This is a genomic window from Pantoea sp. C8B4, assembly GCF_051336905.1.
GTDB classification, from domain to species: Bacteria; Pseudomonadota; Gammaproteobacteria; order Enterobacterales; family Enterobacteriaceae; genus Pantoea; species Pantoea rwandensis_B.
Genome location: NZ_JBGMNK010000002.1, coordinates 1 through 15028 on the forward strand (window position 1 = coordinate 1; position 15028 = coordinate 15028).

Consider the following 15028-nt stretch of genomic DNA (forward strand, 5'->3'; position numbering starts at 1 on the left):
GGGGTGGAGCAGCCTGGTAGCTCGTCGGGCTCATAACCCGAAGGTCGTCGGTTCGAATCCGGCCCCCGCAACCAATTCTTCTTAAGTGAAGAGACAATTTGAAAGTCGTGTAACGCGTCAGACGGACGCGGGGTGGAGCAGCCTGGTAGCTCGTCGGGCTCATAACCCGAAGGTCGTCGGTTCGAATCCGGCCCCCGCAACCAATTACAGATAAGCACCTTAACGGGTGTTTTTTTGTTTTTGGCTTCCGCACAGCGGCCGCCCTCTTCTTAGCGACGCGCCAGCACCGCACCTTTATCGAAATACGCTTTAATCCCATGCAGAATCGCCTCAGCCACCTGATGCTGATAACGCGGTGTGCGCAGCTTACGCTCCTCCTCGACATTGCTGATAAACGCAGTCTCCACCAGAATCGATGGAATATCCGGGGCTTTAAGCACCGCAAATCCCGCCTGATCCACCGTGCGTTTATGCAGATGATTGATGTGACCCATACGCGATAACACCTCTTTGCCGAATTTCAGGCTGTCGCTGATGGTCTGCCGCTGCACCATGTCGAACATGGTGTGATCCAGATAGCGGTCACCGCTCATGCTCACACCACCAATCAGATCTGATTCGTTCTGGGTCTGCGCCAGGAAGCGTGCAGCCGTAGACGTTGCACCGCTGGTCGAGAGCGCAAACACCGACGACCCCCGCGCCGCACGGCTGGTAAAGGCATCGGCATGAATCGAGACAAACAGATCGGCACGCTGTTTACGCGCTTTCGCTACCCGCACGCGCAGCGGGATAAACACATCCTCGTTACGCGTCATATACGCTTTCATGTTGCGCTCTTTGTCGATCAACGCCTTCAGGTAGCGACCAATCTTCAGCACAATGTCTTTCTCACGCGTTTTGTATTTGCCATGCGCGCCGGGATCTTCGCCGCCGTGGCCAGGATCGATCATGATGATGATCGGACGATCGCGCCCCGCTTTGCCCGGTAAAGGCGCTTGCGCCGGCTGATCGCGCTCAAGGTCGCCCTGGTTGTAATCGTTCAGTAACGCCAGTAGCGGATCCTCTTCCGGCGAGGGCTGGCTCGGATAGAGATCGACCACTAAGCGATGTTTGATGCCCGCAACCGGTGCCAGCGTGAAGATCTTCGGTGCAACGTTGCGCTTCAGTTCCAGCACCACGCGCACCGTGTTGGCATCAAACTGGCCAACTCGCGCATGTTTGATATAGGGATCGTCAACGCGCACTTGCTTATCCACCCCTTTCAGAACCGGATTGATATGCAGGTTATCGATGTCGATCACCAGGCGATCGGGATTGCTCAAAGTGAACTGTTTGTATTTGAGGGGAACATTCGATTCCAGCGTCACGCGGGAGTATGTTGACGAAGGCCAGATGCGCACCGCCACAATATGCTGACTGGCCGCCAGCCCGGTTCGCGTTACGCTTAATAGCATGAGCGCACCCGCGCCCTGCAATAATCGTCGTCGTGTAAAAGCCTGAGACATGCCGCTCCAACTGCCGTGTAGTGTCTAAAATATCGTCAATTGACGAGAGGAAGGCGAAAACTTTGCTTAGCAAGCCGTGGGTTGTTTTGCCAGAAAAACCAGATAATGCAGGCTGTTAGCATGGGTTGCATCAGGAAAATCGTAAAGTAACGTCAGGCCCGGCGCTTGCAATAGCTGGCAAAAGAGCATAAAAATACACAAATTACGAATAAACATTCACAGAGGGTTTGCCGTGAAGGAACGTAGTACTGAACTGGTTCAGGGTTTTCGCCATACCGTTCCCTATATAAATGCCCACCGTGACAAGACCTTTGTCATTATGCTTGGCGGCGAAGCTATCGAGCATGAGAACTTTTCCAACATCGTTAACGACATTGGCTTGTTGCATAGTCTCGGCATTCGCCTGGTGGTTGTCTATGGTGCCAGACCGCAGATTGATGCCAGCATGGCGCAACAGCAGCTGGAACCGATTTACCACAAACATACGCGCGTTACTGATGCTCAATCACTGGAACTGGTGAAGCAGGCCGCCGGACGTTTGCAACTCGACATTACCGCGCGACTGTCGATGAGCCTGAATAACACCCCACTGCAAGGCGCGCACATCAACGTGGTGAGCGGTAACTTTATTATTGCCCAGCCGCTGGGCGTCGATGATGGCGTGGACTACTGCCACAGCGGCCGTATTCGTCGTATCGATGAAGAAGCCATCCATCGTCAGCTGGATAATGATGCCATTGTGCTGCTCGGCCCAGTCGCGGTGTCGGTGACGGGTGAAAGCTTTAACCTGACATCCGAAGAAGTGGCCACGCAGTTGGCGATCAAGCTAAAAGCCGAGAAAATGATTGGCTTCTGCTCTGAACAAGGCGTCACCAACCGCGAAGGCACCATTATCTCTGAGCTGTTCCCCAACGAAGCGCAGGCGCGCATCGATGAGATGGAAAACGACGGTGATTTCCTGTCGGGCACCGTGCGTTTCCTGCGTGGCGCGGTGAAAGCCTGCCGCAGCGGCGTACGTCGTAGCCACCTGATCAGTTATCAGGAAGATGGCGCATTGATTCAGGAACTGTTCTCGCGTGACGGTATTGGTACGCAGATTGTGATGGAGTCCGCTGAGCAGATTCGTCGTGCCACCATCAACGATATTGGCGGCATTCTCGAATTGATTCGCCCGCTGGAGCAGCAAGGCATTCTGGTGCGTCGTTCGCGCGAGCAGTTGGAAATGGAGATCGACAAATTCACCATTATTCAGCGCGACAATCTGACCATCGCTTGTGCCGCGCTCTATCCTTTCCCGGATGAGCAGATTGGTGAAATGGCCTGCGTGGCGGTGCATCCCGATTACCGCAGCTCTTCACGCGGCGAGCTGTTGCTGGAGCGTGTGGCGCTGCAGGCACGCCAGATGGGGCTGAAGAAGCTGTTTGTGCTGACCACTCGCAGTATTCACTGGTTCCAGGAGCGCGGCTTTACGCCGGTTGATATTGAATCACTGCCGGAGAGTAAGAAGCAGATGTATAACTATCAGCGCCGTTCGAAAGTGCTGATGGCGGATTTGCGCTAACGGCGGTGAATGCGGCAGAAGAGCAGAGAATGTCAGGCTGCGCTAGAAGGTCTGGAATTGCCCAGCGCATTTGACTGATAACGTTGTAAGGATGCGCATCCACGCGCATCCAATAAAACACCCGCACTGACCTGAGGTCGGTTTCTACACCGGCCTCAACTCCGGCTCAGAATGAATCCCCGCCCAATCGATCCAGCAATCCGCTTCGGCGCTGGGTGCGTAACTGCACCGCACGGCGAAACACGCTTTCATCGCTGTAGAGCGTTAACTGCTTGCGCGCACGGGTAATGGCGGTGTAGATCAGTTCGCGAGTGAGCACCGGTAAAAACTGTGCCGGCATCACCAGTGCAGTATGGTCGAACTCCGATCCCTGCGATTTATGCACCGTCATCGACCAGGCCGTATCATGCGCCGGTAACCGGCTCGGCTGCACCGCTTTAATGCTGCCATCGGGTAACGGGAAGAAAACCTTCAGTAGCCCTTCATCATCTAACAAAGTCATCCCGATATCGCCGTTAAACAGCCCAAGTGCACTGTCATTGCGTGTCACCATCACCGGGCGCCCCTGATACCAGCGGCTGCCACCCTGTGGACGACGAATCAGCTGCAGCTGCATCAGTTTTTGCTCAATACGCTGATTCAATCCCTGCACGCCAAACGGCCCTTCTCGCAGTGCGCACAGCAGTTGATATCGCCCAAATGCGTGCAGAATCTCTGCGGGCTGTGCTCGCTGGCTCACCAGCCGCAGGAACGGACGGTAGCCTTCCGCGATATCATTCAGCATTGCCTGATAGGCCTCGCCATCATTGAGTGGCTGGCGTGATATATCGCTGAAGCCCGCGTTAAATGCGGCCTCAACCGCCTTTGGCTCGCCTGCATTGACCGCAGCCGCCAGCTTGCCGATGCCCGAGTTAGCATCGAAGCGATAGCTCTTGCGTAATAAGCAGATGGCGTCGCGCACGGCTGGCGCGCTGTCATCATCGTGGCCTTCAACCTGGCAACCGGTTAACGCACTCAGCTGGGCGGAACGCGCGACGCTGTATCCCGCTTCCGCACAGCGGCAAATATCGCCCAGTACCGCACCGGCTTCTACTGACGCCAACTGGTCACGGTCACCAAGAAAAATCACGCGCGCCTGGGGTGGCAGTGCGGCGATGAGATTGGCCATCATGCCCAAATCAACCATTGAGGCTTCATCCACCACCAGCACATCCAGATGCAGCAGGTTACCGGCGTGATAGCGCAGGCGCTGAGTTTCGGGCTGGGCACCGAGCAAACGGTGCAGCGTGGTAGCTTCCGCAGGGAAGCGTTGGCGCTCAATGTCGCTGACCGGCAGTTTTTGCAACGCTTTACCGAGCGATTCGGTTAAACGCGCCGCCGCTTTGCCGGTCGGGGCGGCCAGCTGAATGCGCAGCGCGCCCTGGCTCAGGCGAATCAAGGACGCCAGCAGTTTTGCCACGGTGGTGGTTTTCCCGGTGCCGGGGCCGCCCGAGATCACCGCCGTTTTCTGCGTTAGCGCCACCGCCGCCGCGATTTTTTGCCAGTCATCTGGCTCGGTACCAAACAGGTTATCCAGTACAGCACGCACCTCTCCATCAGGAAATGCCTGCGGAGCAGACTGCGCCTGAAAGAAACGCGCCACTTGCCCTTCATGGTGCCAGAGACGATGCAGATAAAGACGGCCTTCGGTCAGTACAATCGGTGCTGCCTGCTCGTTGTTGCTGTCGCTCAGAGCAGGCCAGCCAGCCAGAATTTGCGTCCAGTCCTGCGGTTCGCCCGCCGCCAGCCAGATGGCCTGCGCCAGTTCAGGGTGACGGCCCTTGAATAACCCTTCACGGCTCAACTGTAACAGCGGTAAACAGACGTGCCCCTCACCCGCTTCCGCACTGAGACAGGCAGCCGCAAGGAGGCGTGCTGGCTGCGTGTCATCTGCCAGTAACAGTGCGAACTGAACATCCAGTGAACGCAGTAAACGCAGCTCAACCGCCTGTTGTAATAGCGCTGTAAGGCCATTCATGCCGTGGCTCCCTGCCCGCGAAACAGGCTATCCAGTTGTGAAACAAAATCCAGAGTTGGCCGTGTGTGGAATACGCCGTTGGCCGGTGAAGTGCCATCCATGCCACGCAGGAACAGATAAAACACGCCGCCGAAGTGCTGCTCATAGTCATAATCTGCCAGGCGATGTTGCAGATAGCGATGCAGCGCCAGCGTGTAGAGCTGATATTGCAAATCATAGCGGTGGTCGATCATCGCCTGTCTCATCGCTGCTGGCGTATAAGCTTCGTGGCTGTCGCCCAGCCAGTTGGATTTGTAATCCAGCAGGTAGTATTTGCCTTGCCAGCGGAACACCAGGTCAATGAAGCCTTTCAACATGCCCTGCACCTGACGAAAATCGAGCGGCGGTGCATCGGACGATAAAGCATCCTGACGGATCAGCGCATCCAGATCATTCGCGGTCAGCAAACCGTCAATCGGCAAGTAGAAGCCCATCTCCACGAGTCGATCGCTGGCCTGTACCTGACCGAGCTGTATCCCCTGATCGTTGAGCGGCGTGCTCACCACGCGCGCAATCCAATCAGTCAGCATCGGTTGCCAGTACAATGGATACCCATTCTGCTGCAGATGCTGCTCCAGCAATGCCGCCGTGGGGGGCTGAGGGAAATCGAGTGATTCGAACAGTTCATGCAGGAAAGTCCCTGGTGCGGCGCCGCGTGGAAAATGGTGCGGCGTCAGTGCGGCTTCAGCGATCTCTTCCTGCTGTTCTTCGCCTGCGGCTTCCAGATCGAAACGCGGCATCACATCAAGTAGTCGCTGGCTACCGTGTTGCTGCAAGCCGGAGTAGCTGGTGACGCGCCAGGGTTCCACCAGCGTGCGGCTAACGGTGCGGGCAGCCAATGTGTCATGAGCGGGATCAGGCGCTTGCCAGCGTTCGGACCCCAGATCCTGCACGTACATCACCTCGGTACCCGCGACATTGTGCTGATTGAGTAAAGCGCCCAGCTGTTCCGCTGTCGCCGCTTCACCGCGCTGTAATAGATGGCCCAGTGCGCTTTTGTGCAGATCGCTCTCACCTTCTTTTTTACGCGTACCGCGAAACAGCGGCGCCACGCCGACGCTGCAGTGATATACCGAACGGGTGAGTGCCACGTACAGCAAGCGCAGATCTTCGGCCAAACGCTCCTGCTCGGCCATCGCCAGACTTGCATCATCGGCCTGCAGATCCAGCACCGCTTCAAAGTTGTCGCGATCGTGATACAGCGCGGTATCCGCCTCGCGGAATCCGGCGGCAAACGGCAGCCACACCAGCGGATATTGCAGACCTTTAGATTTATGGATGGTGACGATCTGCACCAAATGGCGATCGCTTTCCAGACGCAACTGCTGGCTGGACGATTGACTGTCCGGGCTGGCAATCTGCTGCGCCAGATAACGCACCAATGCATGCGGGCTATCGAGCTGTGCCGCCGCCTCCTGCATCAGCTCGCCCAGATGCAGCAAATCGGTCAGGCGGCGTTCGCCATTTTCTGAGGCAAGCAGATTTTCCGCCAACTGACGTTCCTGCATCAGCTGGCGCAGCATCGGTAATACGCCACGCTGCTGCCACAGCAGTTGCCAGCGGGCAAAGGTCTCTACCAATTCATCCCAACCGCGCGCATCTTGATCCAATGCATCCAACTGTGCCGCATCAAAAGCAAACAGCGAGGTGGCGAGCGCCGTACGCAGCATGCGCTCCTGTTCGGGTGCCAGCACCGCCTGCAATAACCACAGCAACTCGCGCGCTTCCGGCGTGGTGTACACGCTGTCGCGATTCGATAAATAGACTGAGGGAATGCCAAGCAGGTTGAGTGCTTCACGGATGAGATTGGCTTCGTTGCGGCTTCGCACCAGCACCGTAATATCCGATGCCTGTACTGGGCGCTGCGCGGCCGCTTTACCCAGCAATGCACGCTGTTGCTGCCCTGCCTGTAACCAGTGGCTGATATCAGCCGCACACTGTCGTGCTAACGCCTGCTGATAATCGCCTACACTGCACCCGTCTCCCGGCAACAGCCAAAAACGCAGTGCCGCTTGCTCCTGGTGATCAAGGGTTAGTGAGAGCGTCTGATTCGGTTCAGCGAAGCGCACCGGCAAGAAAGGGATGGCATCAAAGACAAAGGGCGAATCGAGCCGAGTGAACAGCTGATTGACGCTCTCCACCATCGCTGGCGAAGAGCGCCAGTTTGTGTCCAGGGTGTAATGTGCGCTCACTTCATTGCGCGCGCGAATATAGGTAAAGATGTCTGCGCCACGAAAGGCGTAAATGGCCTGTTTTGGATCGCCAATTAACAGCAATGCATGGTCAGGCTGATTGCCGTAGAGCGTACGGAAAATGCGGTATTGCTGCGGATCGGTATCCTGAAACTCATCAATTAACGCCACCGGGAAACGCTGACGAATCGCCTGCGCCAGCATATCTCCTGCTGGCTGCTGTAAAGCATCATCCAGCCGACTCAGAAGATCATCAAAACCCAGCAGCGCCTGTTGGCGTTTCTCTTTCCGCACGGCGGCGCGGATGTCCACCAGCGCGCGTGCAATCAGCAAATCACGCAGTGAAATGGGCTGGGACAGAAACAGGTCGATGGCCGCAAACAGGGCATGGTACGGAGGATGGCCTTTTTTGGTTTTCTCCTCCAGCACCCGTTGACCAAATCGCGCCAGCTCTGCGGGTACCTGATAATCCAGGGTTTCACTCTGTGCCCAGAAACCGATTTTACTCACCCACACCGGCAGATTTTTACTGCTGTAGCTGCGTTTGTCCACGTCGGACTGCCCCACCAGAGTCAGCACCTCTTCACCCACCGCGCGCCACTGGGCTTTCATCGCGTTAATGCGCGCCAGGTTTTCGTTGTGGCGCGTCGTCAGCGTTTCGTCGTCAGCGGGCGCTAAACGCAGGTGAGGTGATTCGCCTTGCAGCCATGGCCGCAACGTCGCCAGCAATTGCTCCGGGCCACTCCACTCACTGACAATCACGCGGGCGATATCCAGCGAGAGTGGATAGCAGTGGCGACGCCAGAAATCGGCAGTGGCCTGACGCAGCAGTTGCTGTTCATCTTCAATCAGCTGCTGTTCAAACAGCATGCCGGATTCAAAGGCGTTGAGATTGAGCATGCGCTGACAAAAGCCGTGGATGGTAAAGATCGCCGCTTCATCCATCTGCCGCTCTGCAGCCAGCAGCAGCGATGCCGCTTCCGCAGGTTGCGGCATCTCCTGTAGCAACTGCATCAGCATCGGATTGCGGCTGGTACCGCGAATGCAGGCCAGCCGCAGCTCATGGATGTTGGCGCGGATACGTCCGCGCAACTCTGCGGTGGCCGCCTCGGTAAAGGTCACGACCAGAATTTCTTCGACCGACAGTGGCCGGGCGTAGGCATTTTGCCCGCCCAGCCCCAACAAAAGCCGCAGATAAAGCAGACCAATAGTGAAGGTTTTGCCGGTTCCGGCAGACGCCTCAATCAGCCGCTCGCCACGCAACGGCAGCGTCAGCGGATTGAGCGGTTCTGGCGGCTGAATCAGGCTCATTGCTCGTCACTCTTAACCGGCAGGGATTGCTGTAGCTTCTCCACCTGATCCCAGGTCGTGAAGCTTGGCAGAGGTGCATAATCATCTTTGGTGGCGCCATCGTGGCTGCCGCCAATCTGCGAAATCATCGCCATGCCCTGCTGTTCCAGCACCGCTTTATGGAAGAAATCGGCCACGCCCTGCGGCGTGAGCTTTTGAATCTGCTCGATGGCTTTTTCACGCGTATCGAAAGCAAAATTCTGTCGGTTGAAGTCACGGCTATAGCGATTCGCTTCTTCATCCAGAGTTTGCGGGCGCTGTTTTAAGTCGTTGATCAGCGCCTGCTGATACTGGGCAAAATCTTCCGGTTTCATATCGCGCAGGCGTTGCTCAGCCTGCGGATAAAACGCCTCAAAGCGCTGCATCAGATAGGCCGGCTGCTTGCTGTTGCTTTGCAGCAGGAAGCCAATCCCCCACTGGCGACCAATCGGCATCTGATACGAGAACACCGCATAGCCCAGCTGTTCCTGGGTGCGCAGTTGGTTATAGAACCAGGGTTGGATAATCTGGCTCAACATGGTGCTGTTGGCCATGCTTTGATACTCGTCGTAACCCAGTGGCACGTAGAGTGCTGCCAGTGCAGAATCCGTGCTGCTTCCTGCGGTTTGCAGGTTGGCCTTCATGGCTTTATCGATCACCACGTAATCGCTGTGCCAGTAACTGTGACCATCACTGTGCAACTGCTGTTGCAGATCGGTGCCCAGCTGTTTAACGCGATCGGCGGAGAGGTTGCCCACCACCATCATTTCCGGCGTGGCGTTGCGCAGTAAGGCATCACGGTAATCCGTCACGTCTTTCAGCGTCAGGTCTTTCACCAACTTGCGGCGCGTCTCACGCTGGGTATACGGCAGCTGTGACAGCATCTGCATCGGCTGAATCGCCTGCTCGAAGGCTTTGCCCTTCTCGGCTGCTTCCAGTCGATCCAGATACCAGGATTTCGCCTGTTCCAGTTGCTGTGCGTCCGGCTGGAAGCTGGCATAGCCCTCAACCAGTTTTTTCAGTAACTCCGGCAGACGCTGGGTAAAACCACTGGCGCTGAACACAATGCCGTCATCTTCACCGGTAGAAAAACTGATCCCCCCCACTGACGCTTGCGAGTTCAACTCATCCAGCGCCACGCTGGAGAGATAATCATTCAGACCAAACAACACCTGCTGACGCGCGTCGCTTATTGCCGCTTTGTTGCGTAGTGCCAGAGTAATGGCTGCCTTTGGTTCACTGGCGTAGAACTGGCTTGGCATCCAGTAGATGCGCATGCTGTCACCGTCGGTCAGTGCCACCGGATGCGTATACGTTTTGCCATCGCCAGGCATAATGGATAAATCAGAAGGGATATACGGATTCAGCGTCGGCATCGACAGTTGGATCTGCGCGCCGCGCTGCTGCCAGTCACTAAACTGTGCATCACTGATTTTGTCGACCTGGTAAGGCGCATTCACAAAATAGGCTTCTTTGTTGTGCGGCTCATTCGGGCTGATATACCAGATGCGGGCATTTTGCGGTGTCATCTCATCCAGACGAGATTTGATCGCCGCAGGATCAAAGTTATCCGCGAGATAAGGTGCATCCAGCGTATGATCCACCGGCACGCGCAGCATGGTATCCACTAACCATTCAATGTAATCCATGTCACGGGTGATCGACGGATAGCGGAAATCCAGCGCCAGCACATGCGATACCTCATCGAAATAGCCCTTATCGATGCCTTTACTACGCAGCATGTCGAGGTAGCTAAAGATCGCCGCCACCACTTCATCACGCTGTGCCAGGCCTTTGTCGGTCAGGGAGACCGTGATGGCAAACACGCCGCTGTTGCGGTCCGTCATCGGATCGGCACCGGCATTCACACCGTCGGCCAGCCCCTGCTTTTGCAGCCAGTCGTTAAGGGTGTTTTTACTGCGGTTGCCCAGGATGTAACTGATCAACGTATCGGTTTTGCTGCGGAACTGGTCGCTGTTGTTGGCGATGCGGAATTCAACTTTCAGCTGTTTACGCGGTTGGGCGGGCACGTAGTGGATGATGATGCCTTTCTGCGCATCGGTCACCACCGGCACTTCGATTTTCGGCACGATGGCCTGATGGTTAGCCACTCGTCCAAAAGTCTGGACCGCAATGTCGGCCATTTCCGGCAGCGATTTGTTGCTGTATATCACCGCTTTCATCAGATTGGCGGAATAGTGGCTGTGATAAAAATCCGTCAAGGCCTGATGCAAATTGCTGTCTGGCTTATCGCGCAGCGTATCAAGGTTGCCGCCTGAGTAGCGGGAAGCTGGATGCGCTGGGTTCAGGGTTTCCGCCCCGACCTGCGCCATACGCAGGCCATCGCGCGAACGCGCCATAGTGAGTTCTGCATTAACTGCATGACGCTCACGATCGGCGTTGACCGGATCGAGCAAAGGCTCTGCAATAGCATCGGCCAGGCGATCCACCGCCGGTTGCAGTGCATCATTCTCTACTTCCAGATAGAACGCGGTGCGATAAGACGCGGTACTGGCATTGTGACTGCCGCCGTGCTTTTTCAGGAATTCGGCCAGATTATCCGGTTGCGGATAGCGTTTTGAGCCCATTAACACCATATGTTCGGTATAGTGCGCCAGCCCAAGCTGCTGATTTGGATCGTCCAGCGAGCCGATAGGCAACGTCAGTGCGGCCAGTGATTTAGGCGCTTCTTTGTCAGACACCAGCAACACCGTCATACCGTTAGTCAGCGTGATGGCCTGATAACTGCGCGGATCGTGATCGCTTTTTCGAATCGTTTCATTGATGGGCTGCCAGCCGCGATCGCTATCGGCAAAGGCATTCAGCGCCAGCATGCTCAGCAGCAGCGCTCCAATCCAGCGTGCGTAAATCCGCATTTAAACCCCTTTCTTTACCCTTTACCGCTGGCTGTGTGCCCAGCGGCGCAATAGACAACTTTTTATGATTTTGGGAACACCCGCAAAAGCGGCGTTACCCGATTGCTATTCATCATCTTGATGCGCAAGGCGCACCGGTAAATACCACTGGCGAGCGGCGGCAACAATCAGCTGCGCCGCCTCATCATCCAGCGTACGGCTCAGGCGCTGCAAATAAGGATCGCTGCCTTCGCCCTCCACCTGAAAACCACCCTGCCAGGCTTGCAGCAATTTGTTAAATGCCTTTTTCTGCGTGGCGTCATCGTCCAGCAACTGTCCGGATTTTCGATCAAAACTGGCATCCAGCCAGGCGCCACCCGATTTGTTCAACAACATCAGCGGTTCCATCATCCCCGCCTGATAAGCCGCCACGTATTCACTCAACAGGGACAGCGCGGGTTCAGCGTCGATGGCTTTAAAACGCCAGCGGCTCTGTTTGCGCCCGTACATGCGGCTTTCTCCTTTGCCGCCTAACGCGCAGTACACCAGATGCTCCAGCCACAATAGCAGGCCATCGTTCATGTTCAGCACACCCGGACGCCAGCGTAACAACCCATCAGCTTGTACCTGGGTTAACCAGCCGGTCAACTGCACCCCATTCAGCGACAGATTGATTTCCCAACTCTCTGCGGGCTGGCGCTGTCCACTCACTTCGGCGGCCACTTCCTGCATCTCTTCGGTCTGGCTCTGCCAGAAAAGTTCCCCAAAAGCACCATATGGCAGATTGCCTGCTGCACGATGACGTGCATAAAGCTGCGCAGGATCCTCACCGTTGACCAGGGTATTCAGTAGCTGAGCATTGATTTGATAACGCTCCAGACTATCCGGGGCAAACGGCTCGCTGTCCGGCAATTCGCTCTCTTCCATCCAGAAAGCCACGCCCAGCCGCTGCTGGAACCAGGCCCGTACCGGATGACGCCAGAAGCGCAGCAATTGCTCCAGCGAGAGCGTTTCCAGCGGCAGTGGCGGCAACCGTTGCACAAAGTCTGGCTGCGCCACGCCACTGCCGGTGGCAGCGGGCAACCATTCTGTCGCGAAGCTCTGGCCGTAAGCGTCAGGGCGGAAGTTCTCTGCTGCAAAGGGCATGCGGCTGTGGAGCTTCTGTAAATGTTCACGAACACGCTGCTCGCTGACGTCGGGTTCGCACGCTTCGTCGCCTGGCAGACAAAAACTCTGACCAAGATAATCCACCAACTCCGTCACCAGCACGGAGGGATAACGCTCGGTGTTGTCCTGGATCGCACGACCGATATAGCTGATGTAGAGCTGATGTTGTGCAGAAATCAGGGCTTCCAGGAACAGGTAGCGGTCATCATCACGGCGGCTACGATCGCCTTTGCGTGCCTGCTGCTGCATCAGGTCAAAACCGAGCGGCGCTAACGTGCGTGGATAGACGCCATCGTTCATCCCCAGCAAACAGACGACTTTGAACGGAATGGAACGCATTGGCATCAGGGTACAGAAGTTAATCGGCCCGGCAAGGAAGCGCTGGCTAATACGTTGCTGATCGAGGCGCGAGCGCAACTCGTCACGTAATAAGGTCACAGGAATCGGCTGCTGATAGTCAGCCTGCATGCCCTGTTCGATAATTTGTTTCCACTGGGTTTCAACCAGCAGTAACGCCGCGTCACTTTCGGCATCGCCGTTGAAAAAGTTGTCAATCAGCTCGCGGCACAGCGGCAGCCATTCTGGCAGCGTACGCTCGCCGGCCAATCGGGTGCGCCATGCTTCGAGGCGAGAGAGTAATTCGGCCAGATGTCCGGCAAGTTCGGCAATCAATCCACTGGATTCGTCGTAAGGCAGAATGCCCTGCCAGTCACCGTTACGACTTTCCAGTGCGTAGCCCAATAGCATTCGCTGTAAACCAAAGCGCCAGGTATGTTGGCCGGTGGCGGGCAGTGCCAGTGCTTCGACGCTGGCATCATCCAGCCCCCAGCGAATACCGGATTCCATCACCCAGCGACGCAGCAGGCGCAGACCGCTTTCATCCACCGAGAATCGCTGCGCCAGCGCAGGGACTTCCAGCAGCGCCAGGACCTCTTCAGAAGCGAAACGGCTGTCCGGTAATGCCAGCACGCTCAGCAGGGCCAGAATCGCCGGATGTGCCTGGCTGGCGCGGCGATCCGAGATGGCAAACGGCAGATAACGATCCGCTGGCGCACTGGCAAACGCCGCCTGAATGAATGGCGCGTAGCTATCGATATCCGCCACCATCACGATGATGTCGCGCGGTTTAAGATCGGGATCGGCCTCCATCAGCGCCAGCAGATGATCCTGTAACACTTCCACCTCACGCTGAGCGCTATGACACACCTGCAGCGTGATGGTGCGATCGTCAGGATCGAGCACCCGTTTTTTGTGGCTGTTACCCAGTTCATCGGCGTGCAAACCGATCACGGCGTGGTCATCCAGGTTGAGCAGATCGGCTTGCAGACTGTGTAGCAAGCTGTCCTGCGGCATCTCAACAAAGGCATCAATATCGTTGGCGGCGGATTCCATCTGACTGAGCAGGAACAGGTTATCGCGCCCGAGTTTGCCCCAGGAGGCCAATAACGGATTGGTGAGTTGTTGCTCGCCGAGTTCGTTGAACAGCGTCGGCGCTGCTTCGGGATCGCGGAACAGCGGCTGTGCCTCTTCAGACTGCATGCGGCGACGCTTGCGGCTCTGCAATTTCGCGAGGAACGCGTAATCCTGAATATCGCCCCAGTAGTGGCGGCAGGGATTGGTAAACAGCAGATGAATATCGATATGGCGGCCGAGCGCTTCCAGTGCCTGCAAATACACGGGCGGCAACGCAGAGATACCACAAATAAACACGCGCTGCGGCAACCCCGCCGGTGCCGTCGTTGCCTGCTCCAGCGCGTGGATAAAGCGCGCATACAGGTTGGCACGGTGCCACATCGGCTGGCCCAATTGTTCGGTGAACGCCACCAGATCGCGCCACAGCGGTGCCTGCCACTGCTGGGCATCGCTCAAGCCGTCGACGAGTTCCCCGCGCTCCCAACTGTTGAGCCAGTCAGATCGATACACCAGATACTGGTCAAACAGATCGGCAACGCGGGCGCTGAGTTGATACAGCTTGCGCTTGTCATCGTCATCATTGAGGTAGTGACGCAACGGCTGAAACGCCTCCTGCTCCAGCAAGGTGGGCAAGCGATGCATCAATTTCCAGCTCATGCTGGCTTTGGTGAAAGCGCTCTCCTCTGGAATGCCGGGCAGCACTTTGACAAACATGTTCCAGATAAAGGTCGCAGGGAGCGGAAAGTCGATGTTCGCTGCAATACCAAAACTGTTTGCCAGTTCCATCTGCAGCCACTGCGCCATGCCGGGGCTTTGCACCAGCACCTGTTCGGCCGCGAACGCATCGTTCAGCGGCTGGTTTTCAATCAGAATACCTGCCAGATTTTTCAACAGATCAAGCTGATTGGAGTGGTAAACCCGGAACATAAATCTCCTTGAGAGGGAAAACA

6 protein-coding genes and 1 tRNA gene are annotated in these 15028 nt (G+C 56.5%); 2 read left to right on the top strand and 5 right to left on the bottom strand.

Annotated elements, in window-relative coordinates; all coding sequences use genetic code 11:
- The first annotated feature begins 126 nt into the window (after positions 1-126).
- A tRNA-Met gene (locus ACCW76_RS02915) sits at positions 127-203 on the top strand.
- A gap of 66 nt (positions 204-269) precedes the next feature.
- On the opposite strand, the gene amiC is transcribed toward ACCW76_RS02915, so the two are convergent.
- Entirely contained in the window at positions 270-1505 is a 1236-nt protein-coding gene (gene amiC, locus ACCW76_RS02920) for an N-acetylmuramoyl-L-alanine amidase AmiC (protein ID WP_038645103.1), read from the bottom strand.
- Positions 1506-1737: 232 nt separating this feature from the next.
- On the opposite strand from amiC, the gene argA reads away from it, so the two are divergent.
- On the top strand, positions 1738-3066 hold the full coding sequence (gene argA, locus ACCW76_RS02925) for an amino-acid N-acetyltransferase (RefSeq protein WP_034823094.1): 1329 nt from the start codon (positions 1738-1740) through the stop codon (positions 3064-3066).
- Positions 3067-3232: 166 nt separating this feature from the next.
- Here argA and recD read toward each other — a convergent pair whose 3' ends face one another.
- The 4 genes from recD to recC form a co-directional block, all read right to left on the bottom strand.
- Positions 3233-5083: an exodeoxyribonuclease V subunit alpha gene (recD, locus tag ACCW76_RS02930; protein ID WP_436337698.1), complete on the bottom strand. Its 1851-nt coding sequence runs from the start codon at positions 5081-5083 to the stop codon at positions 3233-3235.
- Complete coding sequence (gene recB / locus ACCW76_RS02935; protein ID WP_436337699.1) at positions 5080-8625, bottom strand: exodeoxyribonuclease V subunit beta; 3546 nt, start codon at positions 8623-8625, stop codon at positions 5080-5082. The genes recD and recB overlap by 4 nt, the downstream gene beginning before the upstream one ends.
- On the bottom strand, positions 8622-11519 hold the full coding sequence (gene ptrA / locus ACCW76_RS02940) for a pitrilysin (RefSeq protein WP_436337700.1): 2898 nt from the start codon (positions 11517-11519) through the stop codon (positions 8622-8624). The genes recB and ptrA overlap by 4 nt, the downstream gene beginning before the upstream one ends.
- Positions 11520-11624: 105 nt before the next feature.
- Positions 11625-15005 (bottom strand): exodeoxyribonuclease V subunit gamma, encoded by a 3381-nt coding sequence (gene recC / locus ACCW76_RS02945; RefSeq protein WP_436337701.1) that lies wholly within the window; start codon positions 15003-15005, stop codon positions 11625-11627.
- Positions 15006-15028 lie beyond the last annotated feature (23 nt).